Source organism: Pseudomonas sp. BC42, assembly GCF_021560055.1.
Taxonomy (GTDB): Bacteria; Pseudomonadota; Gammaproteobacteria; order Pseudomonadales; family Pseudomonadaceae; genus Aquipseudomonas.
Genome location: NZ_CP091067.1, coordinates 4416059 through 4442398, shown reverse-complemented (window position 1 = coordinate 4442398; position 26340 = coordinate 4416059). Strand labels below are relative to the sequence as shown.

At 62.1% G+C, this 26340-nt stretch carries 20 protein-coding genes and 1 riboswitch; of the genes, 6 read left to right on the top strand and 14 right to left on the bottom strand.

All coding sequences use genetic code 11. The features are described 5' to 3' along the window. The first annotated feature begins 7 nt into the window (after nt 1–7). The 5 genes from tssI to L1O02_RS19825 all read left to right on the top strand — a co-directional run bounded on the left by tssI (nt 8) and on the right by L1O02_RS19825 (nt 6431). On the top strand, nt 8–2440 hold the full coding sequence (gene tssI, locus L1O02_RS19845; RefSeq protein ID WP_108542723.1) for a type VI secretion system tip protein TssI/VgrG: 2433 nt from the start codon (nt 8–10) through the stop codon (nt 2438–2440). 11 nt (nt 2441–2451) lie between these two features. Beyond that, nucleotides 2452–4209: a peptidoglycan-binding protein gene (locus L1O02_RS19840; protein ID WP_108542724.1), complete on the top strand. Its 1758-nt coding sequence runs from the start codon at nt 2452–2454 to the stop codon at nt 4207–4209. Nucleotides 4210–4211: 2 nt separating this feature from the next. Continuing rightward, a complete protein-coding gene (locus L1O02_RS19835) occupies nt 4212–4715 on the top strand; it encodes a hypothetical protein (protein WP_108542725.1) in 504 nt (167 codons plus the stop codon). Between the two features lie 232 nt (nt 4716–4947). Next, entirely contained in the window at nt 4948–5340 is a 393-nt protein-coding gene (locus L1O02_RS19830) for a hypothetical protein (protein ID WP_146189161.1), read from the top strand. A 572-nt stretch (nt 5341–5912) separates the two neighbouring features. After that, the gene (locus L1O02_RS19825; RefSeq protein WP_146189162.1) at nt 5913–6431 is read left to right on the top strand and encodes a hypothetical protein; all 519 of its coding nucleotides are present in this window, start codon (nt 5913–5915) and stop codon (nt 6429–6431) included. Nucleotides 6432–6616: 185 nt separating this feature from the next. Here L1O02_RS19825 and L1O02_RS19820 read toward each other — a convergent pair whose 3' ends face one another. The 3 genes from L1O02_RS19820 to L1O02_RS19810 all read right to left on the bottom strand — a co-directional run bounded on the left by L1O02_RS19820 (nt 6617) and on the right by L1O02_RS19810 (nt 10274). Continuing rightward, nucleotides 6617–6904 carry a DUF3077 domain-containing protein gene (locus tag L1O02_RS19820; RefSeq protein WP_235758563.1) on the bottom strand — a complete coding sequence of 96 codons (288 nt, stop codon included), beginning with the start codon at nt 6902–6904 and terminating at the stop codon, nt 6617–6619. A gap of 430 nt (nt 6905–7334) precedes the next feature. Beyond that, complete coding sequence (locus tag L1O02_RS19815; RefSeq protein ID WP_108542728.1) at nt 7335–8738, bottom strand: FAD-binding oxidoreductase; 1404 nt, start codon at nt 8736–8738, stop codon at nt 7335–7337. A gap of 141 nt (nt 8739–8879) precedes the next feature. Further along, nucleotides 8880–10274 (bottom strand): VOC family protein, encoded by a 1395-nt coding sequence (locus tag L1O02_RS19810; RefSeq protein WP_181321545.1) that lies wholly within the window; start codon nt 10272–10274, stop codon nt 8880–8882. Between the two features lie 303 nt (nt 10275–10577). On the opposite strand from L1O02_RS19810, the gene L1O02_RS19805 reads away from it, so the two are divergent. Next, a complete protein-coding gene (locus L1O02_RS19805; RefSeq protein ID WP_235758562.1) occupies nt 10578–11660 on the top strand; it encodes a diguanylate cyclase in 1083 nt (360 codons plus the stop codon). 167 nt (nt 11661–11827) lie between these two features. Here L1O02_RS19805 and L1O02_RS19800 read toward each other — a convergent pair whose 3' ends face one another. The 11 genes from L1O02_RS19800 to L1O02_RS19750 form a co-directional block, all read right to left on the bottom strand. Beyond that, complete coding sequence (locus L1O02_RS19800) at nt 11828–12748, bottom strand: ABC transporter substrate-binding protein (RefSeq protein WP_235758561.1); 921 nt, start codon at nt 12746–12748, stop codon at nt 11828–11830. Beyond that, nucleotides 12741–13493: a (2Fe-2S) ferredoxin domain-containing protein gene (locus L1O02_RS19795; protein ID WP_235758560.1), complete on the bottom strand. Its 753-nt coding sequence runs from the start codon at nt 13491–13493 to the stop codon at nt 12741–12743. Before L1O02_RS19795 ends, L1O02_RS19800 begins: the two co-directional genes overlap by 8 nt. 11 nt (nt 13494–13504) lie before the next feature. Beyond that, nucleotides 13505–15481, bottom strand: a complete 1977-nt coding sequence (locus L1O02_RS19790; protein WP_082729843.1) for a TonB-dependent receptor — start codon at nt 15479–15481, stop codon at nt 13505–13507. 97 nt (nt 15482–15578) lie between these two features. Then, a riboswitch (cobalamin riboswitch) is annotated at nt 15579–15782 on the bottom strand. Between the two features lie 61 nt (nt 15783–15843). Continuing rightward, nucleotides 15844–16884, bottom strand: a complete 1041-nt coding sequence (locus L1O02_RS19785; protein WP_060838559.1) for an arginine N-succinyltransferase — start codon at nt 16882–16884, stop codon at nt 15844–15846. Nucleotides 16885–16933: 49 nt separating this feature from the next. Continuing rightward, nucleotides 16934–17950: an arginine N-succinyltransferase gene (locus L1O02_RS19780; RefSeq protein WP_235758559.1), complete on the bottom strand. Its 1017-nt coding sequence runs from the start codon at nt 17948–17950 to the stop codon at nt 16934–16936. A gap of 168 nt (nt 17951–18118) precedes the next feature. Then, a complete protein-coding gene (locus L1O02_RS19775; protein ID WP_129406777.1) occupies nt 18119–19468 on the bottom strand; it encodes an APC family permease in 1350 nt (449 codons plus the stop codon). Nucleotides 19469–19652: 184 nt separating this feature from the next. Beyond that, complete coding sequence (locus L1O02_RS19770; protein ID WP_060838562.1) at nt 19653–20405, bottom strand: N-formylglutamate amidohydrolase; 753 nt, start codon at nt 20403–20405, stop codon at nt 19653–19655. Next, complete coding sequence (locus L1O02_RS19765) at nt 20389–21744, bottom strand: glutamine synthetase family protein (RefSeq protein ID WP_235758558.1); 1356 nt, start codon at nt 21742–21744, stop codon at nt 20389–20391. The genes L1O02_RS19770 and L1O02_RS19765 overlap by 17 nt, the downstream gene beginning before the upstream one ends. Beyond that, nucleotides 21741–22385 carry an isochorismatase family cysteine hydrolase gene (locus L1O02_RS19760; protein ID WP_060838564.1) on the bottom strand — a complete coding sequence of 215 codons (645 nt, stop codon included), beginning with the start codon at nt 22383–22385 and terminating at the stop codon, nt 21741–21743. Before L1O02_RS19760 ends, L1O02_RS19765 begins: the two co-directional genes overlap by 4 nt. A 2-nt stretch (nt 22386–22387) precedes the next feature. Next, complete coding sequence (locus tag L1O02_RS19755; protein WP_060838565.1) at nt 22388–23242, bottom strand: MurR/RpiR family transcriptional regulator; 855 nt, start codon at nt 23240–23242, stop codon at nt 22388–22390. A 1118-nt stretch (nt 23243–24360) separates the two neighbouring features. Continuing rightward, the gene (locus tag L1O02_RS19750; RefSeq protein ID WP_108542744.1) at nt 24361–26340 is read right to left on the bottom strand and encodes a GGDEF domain-containing phosphodiesterase; all 1980 of its coding nucleotides are present in this window, start codon (nt 26338–26340) and stop codon (nt 24361–24363) included.

Sequence of the window (26340 nt, the reverse complement as noted above, 5' to 3'; positions counted from 1 at the left end):
GCAGCACATGTTCAACTCGGCCAGTGAAACCCACTTCAGCCTGAGCGTCGAAGACTTTGCCAATGACTTGCAGGTGCTGGGATTCAAGGGCACCGAAGGCATCAGCCAACCCTTTCGCTTCGACCTGCAACTGGTCAGCGACAACCCGGCCCTGGACCTGGAAGGGCTGCTGCACAAGCAGGCCTTTCTCGCCTTCGATCCCCAGGGCCATGGCATTCATGGCCAGATCCGGCGCGTGGCCCAGGGCGACTCCGGCCAGCGCCTGACCCATTACCAGCTGTCCCTGGTGCCACGCCTGGACTACCTGCGCCACCGCATCAACCAGCGGATCTTCCAGCAACGGGCGGTGCCGACCATCATCGCCGCGATTCTCGAAGAGCACGGCATCCTCGCCGACGCCTATCGGTTCCAGATCGAGCATCCGTGCCCGGAGCGCGACTACTGCGTGCAGTACGACGAGAGCGACCTGCACTTCATCCAGCGTATGTGCGAAGAGGAAGGCCTGCATTACCACTTCCAGCACAGTCGTGGCGGCCACCTGCTGGTGTTTGCCGACAATCAGACCGCGTTCCCCAAGCTCGGCCGGCCCACCGCCTATGTGCGCGGCAGCGGATTGGTGGCCGACGAGCCGGTGATCAAGGGCTTCGAAGTGCGCCTGGAGTCGCGCACCAGTCGCACTAGCCGCCGCGATTACGACTTCGAGAAACCGCGCCTGCAACTGGAGGCCGCCTACCGGCCCGAGGCCCGAAACCCGGAACCGGACCTGGAGGACTATGACTACCCTGGACGCTTCACTGACCGTGCCCGGGGCAAGTTGCTCAGCCAGCGCGCCCTGGAACGCCACCGCGCCGACTATCGGCAGGCCGAGGGCTGGGGCGATGAACCACGGCTGGTCAGCGGGCATTTTCTGCAATTGTCCGAGCACCCGCGCCGGGAATGGAACGACCTCTGGCTGCTGACCCAGGTGACCCACGAAGGCAAGCAGCCCCAGGTGCTGGAAGAGTCCATCACCAGCGATACCCGGGCCGAGGACGGCTTCCAGCAGGGCTACCGCAACCGCTTTCTGGCCACCCCCTGGGACGTGTTCTACCGACCGCCGCTCAAGCACCCCAAGCCCCAGGTGCTGGGCAGCCAGACCGCGGTGGTCACCGGCCCGGCGGGGGAGGAGATCCACTGCGATCAGTACGGCCGGGTCAAGGTGCAGTTTCATTGGGACCGCGAGGGCCAGGGCGACGACAAGAGCAGTTGCTGGCTGCGTGTGGCCTCCGGCTGGGCCGGCGACCGCTACGGCGCCCTGGTCATCCCGCGCATCGGCATGGAAGTGCTGGTGAGCTTTCTCGAAGGCGACCCCGACCAACCCCTGGTCAGCGGCTGCCTGTACCACAAGGAACACGAAGTGCCCTACACGCTGCCAGCGCACAAGACCCGCAGCGTCTTCAAGACCCTGAGCTCGCCGGGTGGCGGCGGTTTCAACGAACTGCGCATCGAAGACAAGAAGGGCGCCGAACAGATCTTCGTCCACGCCCAGCGCGACTGGGACCAGAACATCCAGCACGACCAGAAGATCCGCATCGGCCACCAACGTCACGACAGCGTGGAGCAAAACGCCTACAGCGAATTCAAGGCCGAGGAACACCGCACCACCCACGGCGCGCGCAAGACCGAAATCCGCGCCGACGACCACCTCACCGTGGCCGACACCCAGCACATCAAGCTCGGCGTGGCGCAACTGACCCAGGCCGGCCAGGAAATCCACCTCAAGGCCGGGGACAAGATCGTCATCGAAGCGGCCCTGGAAATGACCCTCAAGGCTGGCGGCAGCTTTATCAAGCTCGACCCCGGCGGCGTGACTATCGTCGGACCGCTGGTGAAACAGAACGCCGGCGGCGCCCCGGGCAGTGGCAGCGGGATCGCCATCAAGGCGCCGTTGCAGCCGGGGGCGGCGGATCGGGATAGAGCGGGGAGTTTGATGGAAAGGGCGTTGGTGAATGCGCCGCAACCCTCACCATCAGAAAACCTTCGCAAAAGCTTTCGAATTCAAATGAAACGCCCCTATGACAAGAAAGGCATCTCTGGGCAGCCTTATATATTGGAAGCCGATGGTGTGACTTATAAGGGAACAACATCTGCTGACGGGTTTGTAGATCAACCTGTTCCGCTAAAGGCTAAAAAAGGAAAGTTAACCTTCTACGCCTTTGGGATTGAGGCACAGCCGTGGATATGGGAACTCGATTTAAACTCGCAACCAGTTGCGTCGGATGTCAAGGGGCTTCAGTCACGGCTGAGGAATCTCGGTTTTTATCATGGAAAAGTTGATGGTAAAAACGGTCAAAAAACAAAGTATGCCACTCGCTGCTTCCAACGTTCATGTGGGCTGGCAGATAAAGATTACCTGTCTGTGAATGATGTAAAACGGTTGGAAGAACAACATATTTCGTAAGGAAAAGAGTGATGAATTATGGGGGCTTCGATCTTTTTTTTGGAGATCATGATGGTAAACCAGCGCAGAATTTACCTCCGCGATGGGGAGGCGTGGACAATCCGAACCTTTCCAATATTTCTGCTGAAACAGCTATTTCACCTTCAGGTAATAGTGCAGCTTTAGCTGTTTATGAACATGTAAGAAAGCTTCAGGAAGATTTGGCTTTTTTAGGGTTCTCTGTAGTTGGAAAGCCAGACGGCGCGTTTGGGGTTCGTACTGGTTGGGGTGTTAGAGAGTTTCAAATTTACGCATCCATGGCTCAAGTAGCATGTGTTAGGCAAGATAAAAAGGGCTTGCTCTTATTAGATCAAACTGGCTCCCCTGTAAAGGTAGATAATCTAGACGTATATTTTGACGGTTCGGCAGCGATTTTGGCCAAAGCAGGAAAAGCAGCAGTTGTGGGCGGAACAACCGCAGGTCCGGTTAGTTACTATGTCGATAGTTTGCAGTCGGTTGCTAACTCGGCTCGGTACTCTGGCCCTATAAGTGGGGTTATGAATGCACAAACCAGATTGGCGATAGACCACTGGCTGGAGAATGACTATAGATGTCCGGTAGTCCTTGAGGCTTGGAAAATGGTCCATGGCGTCAGGAGTGATATTGCTGCATCCGGATGCAATATTTGGGCGCATGATAGCTTTACTGAGGGGGCGCCGAGAGTTTTTGTTAGAGATTTTTCAAGTTATTTTGATTTTCCTGCTGGGCGAGCGCAAAACCATTATCATGTTGTAGGTTATTACGAGTCTCGAGGTTTTGGTGGGCCTAACGCGAGTAAAGGACATAGTTGGTCGCCAGAGGCTGAAATGACGGTGCAAAATATAACCGGATCACCAGTCAATCCCGCACAACTTAATAGTCCGGCTCTATCAACTTATCGTACTGTTCGAGTGGTGGCTGAAGCAGAATGCTTTGGGCGTTTTGATGTGCTCAATGCATGGGATAATGCACTCGTGTCTGCAGGGCCATGCCACTGGACTATGGGGTTGTTCGATAGTGGTCAATACGGGAGGGGTGAATTTGTTGGTTTTATTTCTTACCTAAAACAAAGAAATAACGAAATTTTTAGGAAGGTCTTTGGTGATTTTGGGATTTATCCAAAATATGATTGGGGGGATTCGAGGTTGTATGCTGAGGATCTGAAAACATATTCTGGATGGGTGAGGTTAACAAATGATACATATGTTCCTGTTCAGCAGGTACATGCCGAGAGTGAATTTAATGATTTGCTGAGAACTAAAGAGGAAGCCCATTACTTAAAGACTTGGCATTGGTTTTATCGGCTGAGCATGGCAGGTCGAACCTTATCGGGCTATAGGGAGGCGATGTGGTCTATGGCCAAAGTCAGGGTTAGGGATCTTTTGGCTAAGGAAGTTCAGTTTCGTGTTGGCGCTACGACTGTAATTAGTACCCTGGGTGGCGTTTTTACCTCAGAGAAGAGTGTTGCAATACTTTTGAGATGGCACGTATACCGGCCGTCACATGTAGTTCATGATGACTATCAAAGAATCGTGCCAATCATTCAGCAAACAATAAATGAAACAGCTACGGTGAATTGGCAATTACCGGTATCAAACTGGGGCGATGCACATGAAGCTGCCTTGTCTAGAGGGCTTCTATCTGCGGCCGCAGTTGTAAACTCCACTATAACGACCAGCATAGCTTTTGGTTCTACCCAGCCCCAGGGCGCAGTCCGAACTGGCCGTAATACCTTTATTCTGGATGAGTGAATATGAAATATATCCTAGCTCTTTTTCTGCTTTCACCGATTGCTTGTGCTGCAGCAGTAGAAGTTTGTGATGCCAATGGTCCCAAACATTTTATTTCACAGTGGGCAGAAGATGGTGATCCTGTTCAGGTTCTTTCAAGAGTTGATGGGGTGAAGTTCTCTGTTCAAGAAGGTAGGGTTATCTATAATGATGATCTTAATGGTGATGGGATGAAGGACTTTATTTTTTCTTCTTCTGGTAGTGAAGGGTCAAGTAAGGACAGGGTTTATGGTTTCTTTATTCAGTGTCGAGGGTATTTGAAATTTGTTGGTGGGGACTATTTTGCAGGTGTTAAAGTTTTAGATGTCTCCCGTGATGGTGAGAGTAAATATAAAGATATTGAGGTGTACTCGTATCAGAGAGATAAGGATGGAAGTGTTGTATATAAGGGAGGGGAGGCGTTGACTAAGTCTTATGTCTGGAGCTTCAATCGCGACTCTCAGAGATATGAAGGTGCGTCCGAGTAACTCTTAATGGTCTGTGTTTATAAGAGAAAACACTGCTGATGAAAATAAATAATTGCCAGTCTCTTTTTGGTATGTGTTGTTGGTTCTATTTCGATTCTGGTATGCCATTAAAGTTATCAACGATAAAGGTTTGAGAGTATTTTGTTGAGGGTGAAAATATGAAATTTTCATTCTTGGCAGTGATCTTGATTTTTCAAGATATGTAGTTGCTGATTTGTTGTCGGATGAACGCATGTTGTACGTGGAAGGCCAAAAAAATAATACTGTTTGCGATGTTCTCATCGATTCGGAAGGGTATGTTTTTGATGTTGTCGCACAACGGAGGGTTTTTGATTTGTCAGAGGCCAGTGGTACGTTATATAGCAGTTCCTTGTACAAGCTTCATGACATGTATGTGATGGAGGTCAAGAGCTATTCTCCCGCCAAAACCCAGCAGTTCACATCATTTTATTATCGTGGTGGAAAGGTTGCTCTAGACAGGGTTTACGTTTTTTTAAAAGATATGACTATTTCAGCTGGACCTTTATGGCGTGCCTATGAATTCCGAGGAGAGGGTATGCATTTGACTCGCCAAGTAGGACTGACTTTGAGTGAGTGGCTATCAAAGGTGCATGCGGTGATTTAGAGGGAGGCTCGCTGGATTCGGCGACAGTGATTAGTCCGCCTTCTATTTCTGGAAGTCTTTTTGTCACGGCAACTGTTTATAGAAAGTCCAAGCAGGAAGGTACAGCGTCTTATTTTTTGGGGGGGGTAGTGACGAGCCAGATCTGTTTCGAATGGCATGCTATTCGAACTGCGCAGTGTTATTAGAAAAGAGAGTGTCTTGCTCTGGGCTTATTTCTCCATCTACTTTGTTTAGGACTGATCTGACGTTAGATGGTTGTCAGAGTCAGGGTAGCTATAGGCTTGAGGGGATCTCGGATGTGATAGATATTAGAGGTTGTATAACAGCAGATATTATGAGTTTGTCAGAATATGCACGTGGAACGAAAGAAGCTCGTGCCGTTTTTTCGGGGGTTGCTTATGGTGATGGGTTTAAAGGAGAAGGAGTTTCGAAGCGTGGTGATAAGCGCTACAGCTATTTTATGTTGCCTGTGACGATCTATTAGATTCTCGTGCGGTTCAAGGTTGGCTTGGTGTGTAGATATATAATTAGGTCAGTGAGGTATACGTGATATTGGCTTGAGAGGGGTGGGGATGGGCGGTGAGAGCCGTGCTGCTGTATTTGCTTTTTTTGTAATGTTTATGTTGTGTGCTACTTCTGCAGGGGCTTCTAAGGAAGATATGTGCGGTACTAAAAAAGTGGTTTTTCAATGCGAGGTACGAAAGGGGAAAAATCTTGCGGTATGTTCTAAGTATGCGAATGATGTGCTGTCGGGGATTCAATATCGATTTGGGCGAGCAAGCCGAAAAGAAATAATTTTTCCAGCGGATGGATTTGGTTTTAAAGGGTTTGCATTTAATTATTACTTTCGTTATCAGGTTTCTTATAGAGAGTTGGCCTTTTCTGTAGGTTCTTACAAGTATGGCGTTTATAGTCATTTTGATGGCGAGGAAAAGGGCGTAGTCAAGACCTCTGCTGGGGTTGTTGTGTCTGATGCGACTGATTCGAAACTGGTCCAAGTGCCCTGTGAAGTAGTCTATATAGATAACCTCAGGGAAGTTGCTCCGTATGTAGCTTGTGATAAAGATGGTGCGTTTGGCTGTGCTAAGTAACTTGTCTGATAGTTATTGGGGGCTGGAGAATAAGAAGAGGGTTGCTGCTAGCTCTGAAAAATATAGAGTGCTTATGACAGAGAAAGGGCTGGAGGAAGGAGCCCCCAAACGTGTTAAGGGAACGAATTTAGCGGGAGACGCCACCGAAAAAAGGGCGGCCCATACACCGCCCCAAGCAAGCTGAGTCAGCTTCGTTCTAACTGTACGGTGGCCTCGGGCAACAGTGCCTGGGACAGATCATCCACCACCGCCTTGCCCATTTCGCACAGGTAGTAGGCCGGCCAGGCGTAGCGCTCGCCCTGGGGTTCCATGGCCGCGTCCAGCATGAGTTTCTTGGCGTAATGGAACAGGTTGGACGCATGTTCCAGGGCTTCGCCCACGGGTATGTCCGGGTTGACCTTGAACAGGCTTTTGTCTTTGTCGCCGCAGGGGGCGAAGGTGACGATGCCGAGGGTTTTGACGGAGGCGGTCATTGGGCACCTCCGGCGGTTTGCTGCGGGTGCTGAGGTTGGTGTCGATGGAATACGTACATGGCGTGGCTCCTTTTGCTAGAAGACGCTGCCGTTTTCGTTTCCAGGCGAAAGGGTGGCAGCTGTACGCGGGCTGGAAAACCGAGGCAAAAGGAACCCGGCAGACCCGAAGGTCTCCCACGTACAGCCGCCATGACTCAAGAACGCGGGCACAAAAAAAGCGCCTGCAGTTGATGGTCTGGGCGCTGCTGTAGCGCCTTTTGCACTTGCGGGTTTCCAGGCCCGGCCGCTGATTGTGCAGCGGCGGGCGAAGGAAAGCGGGCGGGCTGATCCGCTGCAACGGCGTTGGCGCGCTATTGTATGACGCCTTGTGTTTGCAGGCTTCTACCCTGGACGCGGCTGATGATTGAACAGCGTGCTTGCACTCAAGAGCTCAAGGCCGCGCCCCCACCCCATACGCATCCCACAACTTGTTGCGGAACTTGTTCTGCGGATCGACCCGGGCTTTCAACGCGAGAAACTCCCCGGCCCGTGGATAGGCCGCGCGAAACTGCTGCACCGTGGCGTGGATCTGGTACGGCAGGTAGTAGCTGCCGCCGTGCTGGATGGCGCTGTCCACCAGGACGCGGGTCCATTCGCCGACTTTTTCCCGTTCCTCTGGCGCGGTGCTCTGCTGGTAGTACAGCACCAGGGCGAAGACTTCGGTCTTGGCCCAGGCCAGCAGGGTGCCAGGGTCGGCCTTGGCGTGGCGGATCGACAGGTTGATCACGTTGACCTTGTGCGCCCGCAGGGTCGCGCCCATCTCCTGGATGAAGCTTTCCAACTGGTCGGGGGGCACGAAGTATTCCTGCAGCACGTAGGTGCGCTGGGCCCGGGACTCGGGTTCCAGTTCGCGTACGTCGAGGCTGGCTTCGTGGTTGCGCCAGGACACTTGCGGTTTCTTCAGCACCAGGGGGTCGATCACTTCCTGGCGCAGGGTCTTGCCGCCGGGCCACTGGCTCACCACTTTCAGGGCCTTCTGTTCTTTCCAGTAGTTCTGGTCCAGGGGCGTGAGGCGTTCCTTGACCGTGACCGGCAGCTCGGTCTGGCTGTAGGACACCGCGCGCAGGGTCTGGTACCGGTCGGGGTAGAGCACCGCGTTGTGCAGGATGACCTTGGGGTTGTTGTGGATCTGGGTCTGGAAGTAGCGCCGGTAGTCGCCGAGGGGCATTTCGTCGACGCTGCGCAGCAGGCGCACGTTGTCGCTCAGTTGCAGGGTGGCTTGGACGATCACCCCCAGGCCGCCGTAGCCGCCGATGGCGCCGTAGAACAGCTCACTGTTGTGCTGCGGGCTGGCGTCCATCACTTGGCCGTCGGCCAGCACCAGCTTGATGGCTTTCACCGAGCTCACCAGCGGGCCGTAGCCGATGTAGCGGCCATGGGCGTTGACGCTCAGGGCGCCTCCGACGGTGAAGTTGGCGTAGCTCTGCATGATGCTCACGGACAGGTCGTGGGGGTCGATGTAGTCCTGCACGGCGCGCCAGGTGATGCCCGGCTGCACGGTGATTTCCTTGCGCTCTTTGGAGAAGTCGAGCACTTGGTTGAAGCCGCGCATGTCGATCTGCAGGGCGTGCTCGGTGGCGGTCTGGCCGCCCATGCTGTAGCGCCCGCCGCCGATGGCGATGGGCCCGGGGTGCTCGGCCACCTGCTTGACGATCTGCTCCAGGGTGGTGGGGCGCACCACCTGATCGACCACGATGGGGTTGAGCTGGGTGATGTCGTTGACGGTTTCTGCGGCGTGGGTGGTGAGTGCATTGCAGAGTGCCGCGCATAAAAACAGGCCGATCGCGAATCTCATTCGCCGTGTCCATCCCTGGTGGTGGCGCGCCGCCGGAGGGGCGCAAATGGCGGCAGAATAACGCCGCGGCGGGTCCGTGACCATGGGCGAACGCGCAGGGAGGAGGGCGGCATCGACCCCTGGGTCGATGCCGGGCGCGGCTTACAGCGTCGGCAGACCGAGGGTGGCGGCGCACTGCTCCAGGGAGCGTTGCTGGGTCTGGGCATACAGCTGCAGCTCGTCGAGGGTGGCGCGGCCCAGGGCGTTTTCAAAGGCCTGGCGGTTGGAGTGCTCGGCGTAGTGGCTCTGGCTGTCGTCACCCAGGTTGGACTGGAAGATCCCGGCGGCGCTCACCGGCAGGAAATCCTCATAGACCAGGGGCTCGAAGCCCAGGTGGCCGGCTGCCAGCAGGGCCGGCAGGGTGGTGGGGCGCTGGGGCTCGGCGCGGGCCGCGAGCCCGGCTTCGCTGACGAAGTAGCGAAAGTACGCCAGGCCCTGTTCGCGCATGGCCGGGTGGCTGTCGGGAAACGCCCTGAAGTGCTCTTGCATCAGCTGGTTGTAGCGCTGGGCGTTGGCTTCGTTGGGGAAGTCGCCGAGGGCGTCGCGGGCGGCGTTCAGCAGGCGGTCGTAGAGCTCGCGGCCCTTGGGAGTCAGCGCCGCGCCGCGCTGTTCGATCTCGCCAAAACGCGCGCTGTGGCTGCCCTGGGTGTCGGCCTGGTCGCTGAAGGCCACGGGTTCCTCCAGGGCCTTGAAACTGGTCTGGCGCAGCAGGATCGGGCAGTCCCGGCGCGGCGGGCCCTCGATCACCGCCTTGGGGGTGATGCCGTGCGCGGGCATCAGCCGTTGCACTTCATCGATGTCCAGGGTGCGCGGGGTCAGGTGATTGATGTGCGGGCCCTTGAACGCCACCACGTCGGCGATCAGCCGGTGCTGGGCGCTGAGGCTGGCGTACTGGGCGGCGGTCACCGTGGCGTGGTGGTGCCAGCGGAAGGTTTCCAGGGCTTCCTGGATGAAGCGCTGGGCGTCGTCTTCATCCAGTCCGCCTTCGGCCTGGGCCTGTTCAATCAGCTCCAGCACCTTGGGGGTGAAGATCTGGCGCTGGGACAGCACCTGTTGGGCAAAGCCTCGCAGTTCGAGGTTGTCGATCAGTTCCAGGCGCAGCAGCGAGGTGAAGACCCGGAACGGGCTGACCTGCAGGGCTTCTTCGTGGACCGCGCGAAAGGCCGTGGAATGCACCGGCACCCCGGCCGGGGTCAGGTCGTAGTAGCCCACCGGCTGCATGCCCATCACCGCAAACAACCGGGCCAGGGTCGCCAGCTCCGCGGCGGTGCCGACGCGGATGGCGCCGTGGCGCTCCAGGTCCAGGCGCTGCAGTTCGCCGCTGCGCCGCAGGTGTTGGGCGATCGCCGGCTGCTGCTCCAGGACCTGGGCATTGACCTGGGCCACCAGGGTCATCAGGGCGCCGTAGAGCGGCACCTCCTCGCGGTACATATCCGACATCGCCCGGGAAAATCCCTGGCGGATCAGGTCAGGACTGACGAAGCGCTGGTTGCTCATGGACAGGGTTCCCGTGGCAGTGGATATCGAAGCGAGAGAGGTACGGATCGGCCTCGATTCTGCTGGCCGGTGCCGGGGCTGACAAACGAAGTTTCCTCTGAACTTCATTCTGCAAACGAATGCATGGGGCCGCTGGCTCGCAGCGCTTGTCGGGGTGGGCGGGCAGATTCCCGCTCAGCGGGCCCGACCGGAGCGGGCAGGCTGTGTACACTGATGGCGTTTTGAAACCGTGTGTCTAGACTTGCACCGGTCGATCCCGCCGCTATCGCTCGCGCATCTTTCCCATCGCTGGACGGAGGCAACTTGGCCCCTGCGCAGTACACCAGAGGAAAGGGACTGTCATTGGCCAGGAGGCTGTATAAATCGCGGATTCTGGGCCTGAGCCTGGGCTTGGTGTGCGTGGCCGCCGGGATGTGGCCGCTGCAACCGGCGCCCTGGGTCTGGGGGCTGATGCTGTGCAACGCCTTGGTCTGGCCGCACCTGGCCTATCAGTGGGCGCGCTGGTCGCGGGTGCCGTTTCGCGCCGAGTACCGCAACCTGCTGGTGGACTCCTTGCTCGGCGGGTTCTGGGTCGCGGCCATGCACTTCAATCCGCTGCCGCTGGCCACCACCCTGGGGATGATGGCGATGAACAACATCGCCCTGGGCGGGGTGCGCTTCTTTCTCGCCGGCAGCCTGGCCCAGGCCCTGGGCGTTGGCCTGGGCCTGTGGCTGTTCGGCCTGTCCTTCGTCGCCCAGACCACGCCGCTGCAGCTGTACGCCTGTCTGCCGATGCTGACCCTGTACCCCATGACCCTGGGTTACATCTGCTACCGCCAGGCGGCCACCCTGGGGCGGCACAAGCGCGAGCTGCTGGCCCTGAGTCGCACCGACAGCCTGACCGGGCTGCTCAATCACGGGGCCTGGAAGGACCAGCTGGAAATCGAGTTCCAGCGCTGCAAGCGCCAGGGGCGCGGCGGCGCCATCGCCTTGATCGACATCGATCACTTCAAGGCCATCAACGACACCTACGGCCATGTGGCCGGGGATGGGGTGCTGCGCCAGTTGAGCAAGATCCTCAGGCAGAACCTGCGGGCCAGCGATCAGGCCGGGCGTTATGGCGGCGATGAGTTCTGCGTGATCCTCCCGGATGTGCCCCTGGAGCAGGCCGCCGAACGGATGGAGGCCTTGCGCGGACGTTTTGCGAGCCTGGGGGATGAACAGAGCCCGGCCTTGCAGGTCAGCCTGAGCATTGGCCTGGCGGCCTTCAGTCCCGGGCATGGCGAAGCCATGGACTGGCTCAACGATGCCGATCAGGCCTTGTACGTGGCCAAGAGCGGCGGTCGCAACAACGTCAACTGCCATCGGCCGGAACAGCCATCGCGCAGGGTGTTGAATCCTCTGTAATACCTGCCTCTTGTCGGGCTTGCCGGCGAAAGCGTCGGCAGGCAAGCCGTGTGATTGGCGCTGTTCCGTTCGCCGGCAAGCCGGCTTGTAGGAGCGGGCTTGCCCGCGAAGGCGTCGGGTGGCGCGTCGCGGGGTTGGCGGTGCTCGCTTCGCCGGCAAGTCGGCGCCTACGGGGCGGGGTGCAGGCGCCGGGCCAGCTCCAGGGCGCTGCGGCCGCTGGCGATGCCCGGCACCAGTTGGCTGAAGGGGATGTCGATCAGCCGGTCCTCGCGCACCGCCCGCAGCCGCGACAGCACCGGGTCACGCTGCAGCAGCTGGCGTTTGCGCGTGGCCGGTGACCACAGGGCGTCCGCCAGGAGCAGCACGTCCGGGTCGTTGCTCAGCAGGGTTTCGCTGTCGACCGTCAGGCGCGGGCGGTCGATGGCAGCGAAGCTGTTGCGCGCGCCGGCGGCCTGCAGCAATACCCCGACAAAACCGCGCTGGCCCTGGCTGGCCAGGCCGTTGACCTCGCTGTCGAGGTAGAACACCGCAGGCCTGCCGCGCCCCTGATACAGGGCCGCCGCGTCGAGGTCGGCCTGCTGCTCGGCGATCAGTTGCGCGGCCCGGGCGTCCTGGTGCAACAGCCGGCCCAGGGTCAGCAGGTCGTGACGGATATGCCCGAAGTAGTCCTCGTTGTGCCCGGCGCAGGCCGACTCCAGCAGGTAGCTGGCCACGCCGATAGCACCCAGGCGCCGCCGGGAACTGAAGGACTCGGGGAACGCCGAGGCAAAGCCGCCCACCACCAGGTCGGGCTTGAGGCTGTAGAGCACCTCCGCCGACGGGTACTGCCGGGCGATCACCGGTACGCCGTGGTAGTGCCCGTCGGCGCCGGCATCGTCGTCCAGGTAGGCCACGCCGATCAGCGACGGCCCGGCGCCCAGGGCCAGCAGCAGGTCGGCGCTGTGCTGGTTGAGGGCGACGATGCGTTGGGGCGGCGCGGCGATTTCCCAGCGCTGGCCGCAGTTTTCATAGGGGGTCGCCAGGGCTGGCGTGCCGGCCAGACCAAGCAGGAGGCCGAGCAGCGGGGCGATGGTGGTCGTTCTAGGCATCTGTCTCGCCTGCGTAAGGCGAGGGAATCAGCAGGTCCGCCACCGGCGCGCCTGCCAGTAGGTGTTCCTGCACCAGGCGCAGCACTTGGGCGTCGTCGGCGACCCGGTACCAGCAGCCATCCGGGTGCACCGTCAACACTGGCCCCAGGTTGCAGGGGAACTGGCAGGCGGTACGGGTCAGCAGCACGCCACCGGGTGTCTCCAGGTGCTCCAGGCGCAGCAGTTCGCGGCGCAGGGTTTTCCATAACGCCAGGGCGCCGCGCCGCACGCAGCGCGGGCCAGTGCAGAGGAATACCTGGCGGGCATGGGGCGGCACCCGCGACCAGTCCGGGTCGCTGGGCACCGCGTTGACCTTGTCGCAGGGCAGATGGCGCTCGCGCTGGTCGATGCTGGCGCAGGCCAGGGCGGCGTCCAGGCCGCGGCGGCCCAGGGCCTGGGCGGTGACCCACAGTCGCGGCGCTTGCGGGTGGGCGCGGGCCAGGCGCCCCAGTTCGTCGCGCAGCCAATCCAGGTAGGCGCTGTCGGAGCTGGGCTCCAGGTCCACCACCAGCAGCGCCGCGCCGTTCTCGTGCAAGGGCTCGTCAATGGCGGCCCAGAGGCTGTCGAAGCCGTCCAGGGTGTCGATCACCCGGGTGCCGGCGTCAATGCCCCGCAGCAGCGCAAGCTCGCGGCGAAACGCCTCGCCCAGGGCCCCGCTGTTCAGGCCGGGGCCGACGAACAGCACGCGTTGATAATCCTTGTGCATGGTCGTCGTCCTCAGAAGCGGTAGGTGTAGCGCAGCTCGGTGGTCAAGGGTCGCCCCAGGTTATCCACCCGCGGGTTGTTGCTGGCGATGCTGGTGCTGTAATCGCGGTCGAAGAGGTTTTCCACCAGCAGGCTCAGGCGATGCTGCTGGGCCGGGTCGAGGTAGCGATAGGCATCGGCGTCGACCACCGAGTAGTGGCCGTAGTCGATCTGCTTCGGGCTGTCGATCTGGCCGATGTAGCGGATTGCCCCGCCCACGCCCCACATACGGTCCAGGGACTCGAAGCCCAGCCGCGAGCGGGCAAAGAAGCCGGGGATGTTGCTCAGGGTCACGCCGTTGCGCGACTGCACCAGGTTGCGGGTCATGTCCGCCGAGAGGGTCCATTGCGGGCTGAACTGCCAGCGCCCATCGACCTCGATGCCGCGGACCTTGATCCGTCCGTCGCCATTGACCCAGTCGATGCCGTCGAGGGCGATCAGGTCGTCGATCTTGCGCTGGAACAGCGTGCCGCTGGCGTTGAAGTCGCCGGCCAGCAGGCTGCCCTTGTAGTCCAGGCCCAGCTCGGCATTCACGCTCTTTTCCGGCTTGAGCTGGCGGTTGCCTTTTTCATCCTCCTCATTGGCGAACAGTTGCTCGGCGTTGGGCAGCTTGAAGGCACTGCCGAACTGGCCGCGCAGTTGCCAGTGGGGCGAGAGGTCATACAGCGAGGTGAGCATGCCCACCGTGGCGCTTTCGCCGCCGCTGATCTTCTCGTGCCGCACGCCGATGCTCGGGTGCCAGTCGGGCAGGGCTGCCACGACCGGGCGCAACTGGGCGTAGAGGGCGTTGGCCTGGGCGCTGTTGTCGTCGATCTTGAGCACGTCGTCCTGGCCCTTGAACCACTGGTTGTCGCTGCCGAACACCAGCACATGGCCGCCGTCCAGTTCGGCCTTGCCCTCGGCCTGCAGACCCCAGTCGGTGAAGCCCCAGTAGTCGTTGTGGTTGATCACCTGGGTGGCGCCGCTGGTGGTGCTGTTGATGCGGGTGTAGCGGGTGTCCCAGTCGTTGACATGTCCCTTGACGAAGTAGCTGAAGCGCTGGTCCAGGCGCTGCTCGAAGGTCGCGGTGGCGATCTGCTGGATGCGGTCGTTGGTGGTCTTCTTGTTGTTCAGCGGGCGGGCGAAATCCAGGTTGGCGTCGCTGTACTGGTAGAACAGCTCCAGCCGCGAGTCGTCGGCAAAGCCCTGGATCGCCTTGGCGCCGAAGGTGGTCACTTCATAGCCGCGTTTCTTGTCCCGGGTGCTGGGGCTGTAGGCGCTGTTGCGAAATGGCTGGTAGCCGTCGGAGACGTTGTGGCTGACATAGGCCAAGAGGCCCAGGTCGCCCAGGCCGTTGCTGACGATGCGTTCGGCGCGGGCATCGCCGCTTCTGCCCATGAAGCTGTCCAGGCCCAGGTTGACCTCGCCGGAGACGTCACGGGTCTGCGGGCTGCGGGTGACGATGTTGATCACCCCGGACACCGCCTGGGTGCCGAACAGCAGGCTCTGGCCGCCCTTGAGCACCTCGATGCGCTCGATGGCGTTGGCCGGCAGGGTGTCCAGGTACAGGCCGCCGTACAGGCGGTTGTTCAGGCGCACGCCGTCCAGCAGGATCAGGGTGTCGTCGTTGCGCCCCCCCAGCAGGGAATAGGTGCCGTAGTCGAACGGGCCATTCTTGGGCGCCACGTATAGCCCGGGCACGTACATCTGCAGGACCCGGGTGATGTCGCTGCTGGGGCCGGCGCGTTCGATCTGCTGGCGATCGATGATCTCCAGCTTGCTGCCGTAGCGGGCCATTTCAGCCACGGCGGTAGACTCCACCGAAGGGGCAGAAATCGACTGCGGCTCCAGTGTCAGCGGCGTGTCGTCCGCCAGCAGCAGGGGGCTGAACAGGCAGCCGAGCAAGGCACCGCATGGCGTGCGGCGACGCGTGGCCAAGGGGCGCACGCGGAAGGTGTCAGGTGTTGTCATTCTTGGTCTTCTCGAAAGTGTCTTCGGGAAGCACGCAGGAGAAGGTATCGGCCACGGGCACGCGACCTTACCGGCCCATGCCCGCCCACCGCAGGATTGCCAAACACAGGTTTCAGGCCGGTCTCCGGGCTGACGAGTGTGGCGGCATTCGCCTTCCCATACCTTGGGTACAGTGGCGTGTTGAATGCAGCACTCGCTTACCGTTGCGGGGGCAGCACCGGACTAGCCCTGAAGGGGCGCACCGGTTTCCCGTTTCACCTCATGCACGGCGGCATGAGGCACCTGAAACTGGACGGCATGTTACGCAGCAAAGCGGCGAGCTCCAAGCGGCAAGCGGCAAGCTGCAAGATAAAAGCTGCGATCTAGAAGCTGTTGCTTGGAGCTTGCCGCTTGGAGCTTGCCGCTTGCACCGCCCTGACGGTGTCGCCGGGCTGCAATTGCAGGCGCTTGGCGGTCAGGCGGTCCACCAGCAGGCAACCGGACACCAGGCGCCCGGGAGCGGCGGTGATGCGGCAGTTCTCCAGGCGCCGGTTGTGGATCAGCCACATCGGCGCCTGCGCGTCCGGGGTGCCCACCAGCAGGGGCAGGGTCTGGCTTTCACGCACGCTGCGGATCTTCGTCACCTCGGCCTCGATCAGCGGCCCGCCGTCGAAGATGTCGATGCAGCCCTGATGGTTGAAGCCTTCGTCCCGCAGGATGCTCACCGCCTGTTCGGTGCTGTGGTGGGCCTGGCCGATGGCGGCCTGGGCGTCGGGGCTGAGCAGGCAGGTGTACAGCGGCTGGCGCGGCATGAGTTCGGAGATGAAGGACTTGCCGCCCTGGCTGGACAGGCGATTGGCCTGCTGGAAGTCCATCTTGAAGAAGTGCCGCCCCAGGCTGTCCCAGAACGGCGAACGGCCCTGGCTGTCGAGCTGGCCCCGCAGCTCGGCCACCAGTTTGTCGCCGAACAGCTGCGGGTATTCGGCGACGAACAGCAGGCGCGCGGTGGACAGCAGGCGCCCGGTGTAGCCCTGGCGCTGGTCGTGGCGCAGGTACAGCGAGCAGAGCAGGGATTGCCCGGTCATCTCGTTGCACAGGAACAGGGTCGGAATCTCTTTGTCGATGCCCAGCTCCGGGGCGCGGCCGCGGGTGATGCCCAGCCGGTAGTTGTAGCTGGGCTCGCGCAGGCCGATGGCGCCGCTCAGGGCACAGACGCCGATCACTTGCTGGTCGTCGTCCTCGAGCACGAACAGGTAGTCGGCATCGGCCCGTTCCACCTGGTTGGCGAAGGTGCGCTGGGCCCAGCGCAGCCGATGAGCCAGGCGCTCGGGATCGGTGGAGAGGTTGTTCAACTCGCGACAGCTGCCCTGCAGCAGCTTCAGCAGCGCTTGCAGATCGCTGACGCGCACCGGACGGACGATCATGGCACCGCTCCTTGGCGCTGCCGGGGGCAGCGGTAAAACCGGGGCCGGCTCATAACGCCACCCCGCGCACCGGCTCGCCCGGTGTCAATTGCAGGGCCTGGAACATCGAGTGATCCAGGCCGACCACGTCGCCCGGGGCCTCGTCGAGGGGCACGACAATCGCGCGAAAGCCCTGCAGCCGGTCGTTGCTCAGCAGCCAGTGGCGGCCCTGGCCGCTCTGCGGGCTCAGGTAACTGACCGCGACCCGGCTCTGAATGATCGAGCGTAGCTGGTTGTTGCGGGCCTGCAGGGTCGGGCCGGCATCGAACAGGTCGACGTACTGGGTGGGCGCGAAGCCTTCGTCGACGAGGATGTCGCAGGCCTCCCGGGCTGCTGGGTGAATGCGTCCGATGCAGTCCTGGGCCGGCTGCGGCAGCATCGGGATGTACAGCGGGTACTGGGGCATGAGTTCGGCGAGAAAGCCGCGGCCCTGCAAGGCGCACAGGCGTTCGGCCTCGACATAGGGCAGGTCGAAGAAGTGCTGGCCCACCGCTGCCCAGAAGGGCGATTGGCCGGCGGCGTCGCTGTAGCCGACGATCTCGCTGATGCAACTGTCGGCAAAGCGCCAGGGATGCGCGGCGATGAACAGCAGGCGCGCGCGGGAGGTCAGTTGCGCCTGGGGCGTGCCCGCCAGCGCCGGATCGACATGGAAGCTGCGCAGCAGGGTCTGTTCGCTGAGGTCCTGGCACAGCGACAGGGTCGGCACGGCGTGTTCGATGTTCAGCTCTCGCGAGCTGCTGATGAAGGGGCGGTTGCGCAGGCTGTAGAAGGGCGTGGCAAAGCCGGCGGTGGCGAGGATGTCCGAGCAGCCGTGCAGTTGGCCGCTGTCCTGGTCCTCGAGCACTAGAAAGTAGTTTTCCGGACCCTGGCGGGCCTCGACCTTGGCGAAGGACGCCAGGGAGTCGAGGATCTTCTCCCGCAGGCAGGTTTCGTCATCCACCAGCGAAGTCACGCCCAGCAGGCGTGCGCCGGCCAGACGCAGCAATTGAGGCAGATCGGATAACGCCACCGGACGCAAGGCCAGCATGGGTGTACTCCTGTATCAAGGGCCGTTCGCCCGGGGCGAACATCGGCCAGACATCACTGTCGGTGACCACGCAGTTGCACGGCCGCGGCATCCGGCGGCCGGTCCCCGGGCCGCTCTTGACGGCGGCTCTCGGGGGCGCGCGACGCCATCCGGCGCCGCGCTGGGGGCTTATGGCTTGAGCGGATCGGGCAGGGCCGCGGCGCTGCCCAGCTTGTTCAAAAGGAACAGGTAGACCAGCCCGGCGAGGATCCAGATGGCGCCGAGTTTCTGCGCGTCCACGCCCATGTTGTACATGATGGCGCAGACGATCACGAAGCCGATCACCGGGCAGACCAGGTGACGCAGCACCTGGCCGGATTTCTGCCGGCGCCAGTAGAAGTTGATCACCGTGATGTGCAGCAGCATGAAGCCACTCAGGGCGCCGAAGTTGACCAGCGACGTCAGGGTGTCCACCGAGTTGATGAACAGGTAGCAGATCAGCAGCGACAGCACCGCCACCAGGTAGATGCTGATGTGCGGGGTGTTGTGTTTCGGGTGCACCTTGGCCAGCACCTTGGGCAGCTTGCCGTCCCGCGCCATGCCGAACAGCAGGCGCGACACCGCGGCTTGCGAGGTGATGGCCACCGCCACGCCCCAGGCCAGCGCCGTGGCCACCCCGGTGAGGGTCGCCAGCCAGCTGCCGGCGGCCAGTTCGGCGATCTCATAGAAGGCGGTGTCGGCGGACTTGAAGCCCATGCCGGCGGCCAGGTCCGTGGCGATCCAGGTCTGCACCACGAAGATCGCGCCCATCACCACTAGGGTGATCAGCGCGGCGCGACCGACGCTGCGGCCGGGATCGCCCTTGACCTCTTCGGCGAGCGTCGAGATGGCGTCGAAGCCCAGGAACGACAGCACCGCGATCGACACGCCCTGCATCAGCATGCCGAAGTGGAAGTGGTCCGGGCTGTACAGCGGCGCCAGGGTCAGCTGGCCGTTGCCGGCACCCCCGTGCAGGGCGTTCCAGGCGTAGAACAGGAAGATCCCCAGGACCACCAGCTGCGCCAGCAGGAACAGGATGTTCATCCGCGCGGTGAAGGTGATGCCCCGCAGGTTGACGAAGGTGGCGCTGACCAGGAACGCCAGGATGAAACCGACCTTGGGCACTTCCGGGTACAGGTGGTTGAGCGCCATGGCGGCGTAGACGTAGAGCAGCGGCGGGATCAGCAGGTAGTCCAGCAGCATCAGCCAGCCGGCGAGAAAGCCGACATGCGGGTTGAGGCCGCGCTGGGCGTAGGAATACACCGAGCCGGCAATGGGAAAGGCGCGGGCCATGGCGCCGTAGCTCAGGGCGGTGAAGACCATCGCCACCATGCCGATGATGTACGCCAGGGGCACCATGCCCGGGGCTTCCTGGTTGACGTAGCCGTAGACCCCGAACGGGGCGATCGGGATCATGAAAATCATCCCGTAGACCACCAGGTCACGCAGGCTCAGCCCGCGCTTGAGTTCCTGTTTGTAGCCGAATTCTTCAATCTCCATGAAGCGGTTCTCCTTGTAGCCAATGTAAGTGGACGAAGTCGGCGCCGAGGGTCGTCATGGACACCTCGTGCGCCGGACTGTGTTTGAACCTGGCAGGGTTAAAGACACACCACAGCTTGTTTTCTTGTTGTCGTTGCCGTCCGGCAAACGGTCTTGGTTGCGTTCAATCCTCTTGCTATCCGGGTTACAGCAGCGGTGCCAGGCGGTCGCTCCAGCACTGCACGGCCTCGGGGCTGCGCAGCAGATCGTTGCGCACCTCGATCAGCACCGATTCCAGGCCCCGGGCATCACCGTGCACCGGCACGGTCATGTCGCTCAAGGGGTCGATTTCATAAGGCTGGTTGCCCGCCACCTTTATCGGCAGGGTCCACAAACCTTCCAGTATTCGCGCGGCGTAGGCGGTGGCGTTGCCATACAGCACGCCGACTTCCAGTGAGCGCGGCTGGCTGTAGTAGATCGGCGTGAAGCTGTGGATCCCCACCACCCGCACTTCGCGGCCGGCGGCCAGGCGCCGGTCGATGATGCGCTGCAGACGCTGGTGAAACGGCGTGAACAGCTGCTGGCGGCGGTATTCGCGGGTCGCCTCGTCCAGGTGCTGGTTGCCCGGCACCTGATAGATCTCGCTCTGCAGCGGGATGCTGTCGGGGGCGTGGCGCGGCCGGTTGAGGTCGATCAGCAGGCGCGAATAGTTGGCCGCGATCAGGGTCGCGCCCAGGGCCTGGGACAGGCTCTGGGCCAGTTCCAGGGCGCCCGGGTCCCAGGCGATGTGCTCGCGGGCCGCCACCTTGTCCAGGCCCAGGTCATGCAGGGGCGGTGGAATGTAGTGGCTGGCGTGCTCACACACCAGGATCAGCGGATGCTCGGAGTCTTCCCGCAGCAGGCGGTAGGCCGGCTCGGTGTAGAAACCGTGCTCGGCGGATTTAGTACAGGTGTCCATAGTGCTCACAGAGTTCGGCAGCGGTCAGGTGCTCGGTCAGGGACACTTCCTTTTGTTTGACGGCGAAGTAGGTGCTCAGCAGCGGTTCCGGCAGAGCCTGCAGCAACTCCGTGTTGCTGCGCAGGTAATCCAGGGCCTGGGGCAGGCTGCCCGGCAGGGGCACGATGCCGCTGGCCAGGCGCTGTTCGGCGCTCAGCTCATCGGGGACCTTGTCGGTCACCGCATTGAGGGGCAGCTTCTGTTCAATGCCCAGGCGTCCGGCGATCAGGATCACCGCCATGGCCAGGTGTGGCGAGGCGGTGGCGTCCAGGGCACGGAATTCCAGGTTGTACTGCGGCGCCAGGGGCTTGCCGCCGATGTCCACGGTGGGGCAGATGCGCAGTGAGGCTTCGCGGTTGCGCAGGCCCAGGCAAGCGTAGGAGGCGCTCCAGTGATGGGGCTGCAGGCGCTCGTAGGACAGCGGCGTCGGCGCGGTGAAGGCGCACAGTGCCGGCAGGTGCTTGAGCACCCCGGCGGCCCAGTGCTGGCCCAGCCGCGACAGGTCGTCGCCGCTGACCGCCTGGGGATCGTAGAGCAGCGGGGTGCCGTCCAGGTCCTGCAGGCTCAGGTGCAGGTGCACGCCGTTGCACACCGCGTCGGCGGCGGTCTTGGGGGCGAAGCTGACCCGCTGCCCCAGCTGCCGGGCGATTTCCCGGGTGATCTCGCGCACGTTCACCGCGCGGTCGGCGGCGGCCAGGCCCTGGGTCGGGCGGCAGGTGATCTCGTATTGCTGCTTGCCGTATTCGGGGAGGAACATTTCCGGTTCGACCCCGGCCGCCCGCAATGCCGACAGCAGCCAGCCACCGAAGGCCGCGCCCTGGCGCTGGGCTTCCAGGGAGAAGGCCAGGTGCTCGCGCTGAGCGCTGCCGCTGTCGAGGTTGAACTCGTGCTCGAAGGCGGCGGTGATCTGGATGCCCAGTTCACGGTAACGTGCCACCTCGTTGCGCAGCAGGGTGCGCGGGCAGGCGGCCCAGGGCCGGCCATCGGTCTCGCAGATGTCGGCGTGAATGAAGTCCAGGGGCGCCGACGTGGCATCCGGTCCGGCACTGACAGTGACCCGGCTGTCCAGGTCGGGAATCAGCCGCAGGTCGCCGTAGGCGCCCCAGGGGTTGTCCTCGGCGATCAGGTCCTGGGGCGTCAGCGCGCTGTTGGCCGGCACCCAGCCGCAGCCGCCGAGGCGGTAGCGCTCCAGCTCGTCGCTGGGAAAGGAACGGCCCCGGGTGACGCCGATCAGGTCGGTGGTGACGATGCTGGTCATGGCCACGGGCGTCAGGGCCTCGATGCCCTGGCCGCGGCTCATCCGCGGATCTCCCGCAGGCGGCCGAGCACGGTGTCGGTGTCGGTGATCCAGCAGTAGCCCTTGATCGCGTTGAGGCAGGCCTGGTGCCGGGCGTCGCTGTAGGTGGCACAGGCGTCTTCCACCAGGGTCACCAGGTAGCCGCGGTCGGCGGCGTCGCGCACCGCCATGTCCACGCACTGATCGGTGACGATCCCGGCGACGATCAGGTGGCGGGTTTCCAGGTTGCGCAGCACGTAGTCGATGTTGGTGGAGTTGAACACCCCGGAGGAGGTCTTGGGCAGGACAATCTCGTTTTCCACCGGCGTCAGCTCGTCGATGATTGCCGCCTGGGGGCTGCCCTTGGGCAGGTGCATGTTCGACAGCTTGTGATCCAGGGAGCGGTCACGGCCGTCGGCGGTCAGGCTTTCGATAAGGGTGTGCAGCACGTTCTGCCGCGCTTCGCGTACCGCGGCCAGGAGGCGTTGCTGGTTGGGAATCACCTGTTGCCGGGCGCGCTGCAAAAAGGCTTGGCCCTCGGGCTCCTGCAAGTGCGGGTCGAACTGCGGCTCCAGCCACGCCCGCTGCATGTCCACCAGGAGCAGGGCGGTGTGATCGACAACGAAGGGCAGGTCCCGGGGCGAACGGTGGGGCAGGCTGAACATCCTTATTTTTCCTCCAGCACATGGGTATCGAATTGCGCCCGCAGGGCATCGATGCCCTCCAGGCGTTGATCAAGATGGGCGCTGCGCGGGGTCAGGCAGGCGATCAGCGCCTCGACCTGGGCCAGCGCCGGCACCAGGGTGTCGAATGGCGACAGGGACTCCACCGGGGCGCTGATGATCAGGTCGGCCAGCTCGCGCAGCGGCGAGGCATAGATGTCGGTGAACAGCACCACCCGGGCATGGCGCGCCTTGGCCGCGCTGGCCACCCGCAGGGCCTGGGACTGATAGCGGCGGTAGTCGAACAGCAGCACCAGGTCCTGGCGCTGGATATCGAACAGACGGTCCGGCAGTTGCGCATTGTCTTCCAGCAACAGGCAGCCGGGGCGCATCAGGCGCAGGTGGTTGAGCAGGTAGTGGGCGAGGAAGCTGCTGAAGCGTCCACCGAAGCAGTACACCGCGTGGCGGCTGTCCTGCAGCCAGTCCACGAGGACGCGCACGTCTTCGGGCTGGGTCAGGGCCTGGGTGTCCTGCAGGGCGCGCTGGCTGTCCGCCAGGTAGCGGCCCCAGGTGTCGCCCTGGGCCACTTGCGCCCGGGGGCGGAGCAGGGTGCTGGGGGACCGCAGGCGGTCGTCCATGTCACTGAGCAGGGCTTCCTGGAACTCGCCGTAGCCGCTGAAACCGAGCTTCTTCACCAGCCGCACTATGGTCGGGTCACTGACCCCGGCGTGTTCCGCCAGGCGCGACATCGGCCCCAGGCCGTTGCGCGGGTAGTGGTCGAGCAGTGCACGCACCACCTTGCGCTCCGCGGGCGTCAGGTCGAGGGCCGAGTCGGTGATCAGGTCTTTGAGAGAGGGCATCGGGTGCCTTGGAACGTGATGTCGGTTTTATTTCATGAAAAGGTGAAATTGATATTTATGTAATGGACGCTACATGTCTAGTGAAAAGTTGCTTGATAGCAAAATGCCCTGAAATGGGGCGTGGGTGGGGGCAGGGGGCAGGGGGCAGGGGGTTGGGGGTTGGGGCAGTGGGGCGCTCTTGCAGTGGGTGGGATGGGGGGTACATCCGTTGCTGAGGGTGTGGCTGCTGGTGGTTTCGTCCTTTGGGGGCTGTGCCACGGGGTACATATCCGTTGCTGCGGGTGCGGCCACTTAGGGTTTCGCCCTTACGGCGACTCACTTTTGTCAAACGACACAAAAGTAAGCAAAAAGTCTTGCCCCTCCATACGGCCCCTCGCTGAGGCTCGGGGTGCCCGAGCTCCGGCATTGCTCCGGGGGCCCGCCGCCAACCGGCCATCCATGGCCGGGCGGCGGCTAGCTCGGCATCCCTGCCGAGCTGCCCCCTACGCAACGCCTGCGCTCGGCCTGCTGGGAAGGGGCCTGAAGATCAAGATCAAAAGCCAACGCCAAAACCCAGGTGCGCAGGCTGGTTCCTTGTAGCCGCTGCCGCAGGCTGCGAACGAGCGCTCGCGCTCGCAAAACCAGGCGGCGCGGTGGTTCAGGAACAGTGGGTATGCAGGTTTAGCGTCTCCTGCGGAGCCGTTCGCAGCCTGCGGCAGCGGCTACATGTAATGCGAACGGCGATGAAACAGGTTGGCCGGCAGGCCGCATTCAGATTTTGTTTTTGTTTTTGATCTGGCTTTTGATCTTCCTGCCCCTTTAGACACGATGCCTTCGTTCGGGCATGCCTCGCTATGCGAGGCACCGAGTGGAGGGGCAGGAGCCTTTGGTTACTTTGGGCTGACCGGCATTCCGGGTTTCAAAGTGACTCGCTGTAAGAGCGAAACCCTAAGCGGCCGTGACCGCAGAAATGGATATGTACCCCGTCCCACTCGCTGTAAGAGCGAAACCCTAAGTAGTCGCACCCGCAGCAACGGATATGTACCCCGTCCCACTAGCTGAAAGAGCGCCCCCCAGGTGGTCGCACCCGCAGCAACGGATATGCCCCCCATCCCACCAGCGCAAAAGGCAACCCCCCATCACTGCCCCCGCCTTTCACCCTGCCCGCGCTCACACTCGATCCCCAGTTCAATCAATTGCTCCAGAGGCACCGCCGGCGAGAAGAAATACCCCTGGGCACAGCCAATGCCAATGCTCCGCAGAATATCGATCTGCTCCTGGGTCTCGACCCCTTCGGCGGTCAGCGTCGCCTGGTACAGGCGGGCGCTTTCCTGGGCGATGGTGACCGCGGTGCGCATCCGTTCGTAATGCAGCAGCGAGATCATCGAGTGGTCGATCTTCACTTCCGCAAAGGGGTATTTGGCCAGAATGCTCAGCGCCGAATAGCCGGTGCCAAAGTCGTCCAGGGACAGGGTCACACCATGGTCCTTGAGCAGGAGCATGTTGTGGGCCACTTGGCGGGTGTCCTGCAGCAGGGTGTTTTCGGTCAGTTCCAGGGCCAGGCGGTGGCCGGGCAGGCCGCTCTCCTTGAGGCGCCGTATCAGCAGCACGGCAAAGTTGGCATCGCTCAGGGTCGAGGCCGAGACGTTCACCGCCAGGGGCCCCGGCAAGCCGGCGTCGATGTAGCGCCGGGCATCGCGGATCACCGTTTCGATGGTCGCCCATTCGAAGGCATGCAGCAGGTCGTGATGGCGGATCACCTCCAGAATCAGCAGCGGGGAAATGCTCTCACCCTTTTCATCCCGGGCCCGCAGCAGCGCTTCGGCGCCGATCACCGTGCGCCGGTTCAGGCAGAACTTCGGCTGGTAGTGCAGAGGCGGGTGGTTGGAGCGGACCCATTCCAGCAGTTGCTGGCGGATGCGTTCGTTGTTCTGGGCCTGTTCGATCAGCGACTGGTGCAGGTAGCGCACCGGCTGGCGGCTGTCCTCCAGCGCCAGGCTGATGTTGCGCAAGGTGATGTTGGGGCTGCCGCCGGCGCAGGCATCGATCACGCAGAACTGCAGTGTGGGCGACAGCCCGCCGTCGCCGGGCAGGCTGGCCTGCAGGGTCATCTGCAGGGTGGCCAGCAGCGCCGACTCCTCGACCTGGTGGATGGAGCAGTCCGGCAGGGCCAGGGCCAGGCTCAAGTCGGAAAACATGAAGGGGCTGGGCTCGGTGGCGGCCTGCAGGACATGCCGGGCCGCTCCGTCCCTGAACTGCTGCGCCAGACCGACCAGCAACTGATCGGTCCAGTCGTGACCGTGGATGGCCACCAGATCCTTGAGGTTGCCGATCTTGATCACCAGCAGGGTGTGCTGCCCGAGCCTGTGCCCGTTGCGCTGCAGCAGTCGTTCCAGGTAGATGCTCAGGGCCCGGCGATTGGGCAGTTGCGTGGTCGAATCGGTCAGCGCCTGTTGCAGCAGACGCTGCTGCGCCTGCTGGTAGCGGGTCTCGCGGCGCAGCATGGCGAGAATCAGGATGATCAGCGGCAGGGAGAGCAGGGTCGAACTGATGCGCAGGGACAGCAACTGTGCGGTGACGGCGGAATCGACGTTGCCGAACCAGTCGATCAGCTGTATCGGCACAATGGCCGCGCCGATCCGCATCAGCACCACCGGGGTCATGTCCTTGAGGCGCAGGGACCGCAGGTTGCGCGACTCGAACCAGCGATGCAGCAGCACGCCGCCCAGGGTCATCATGCTGAAACTGAACAGGGCTTCGGCAAACAGTTCGGCGCCGGCAATCCAGAAGCGCGCCAGCGCCACCAGTGCCAGGCAGGTCAGGCCGCCCCACCAGCCGCCCAGCAAGCCGGCAAGAAACAGCATGTCGTTGCTCAGGAACACTTTCATCGGGGCTTGCATGAACTGCGAGGCCAGGGCGATCAACGCGACGTTGCTGGCACCGAGGATCGACCCCAGCAGCACTTTCTTCGACTGGATCAGGCGCTGGGCGTCCTCGCGCAGCATCAGCAGGGTGCTGAAGATCCCTACCATGGCCACGTATTGCAGGAGGATGATCGGCAGGAGCGACGTGTTGAGCGCCAGGTCGAGGGAGAGGTGCTCCCAGATACCGCTGTGCAT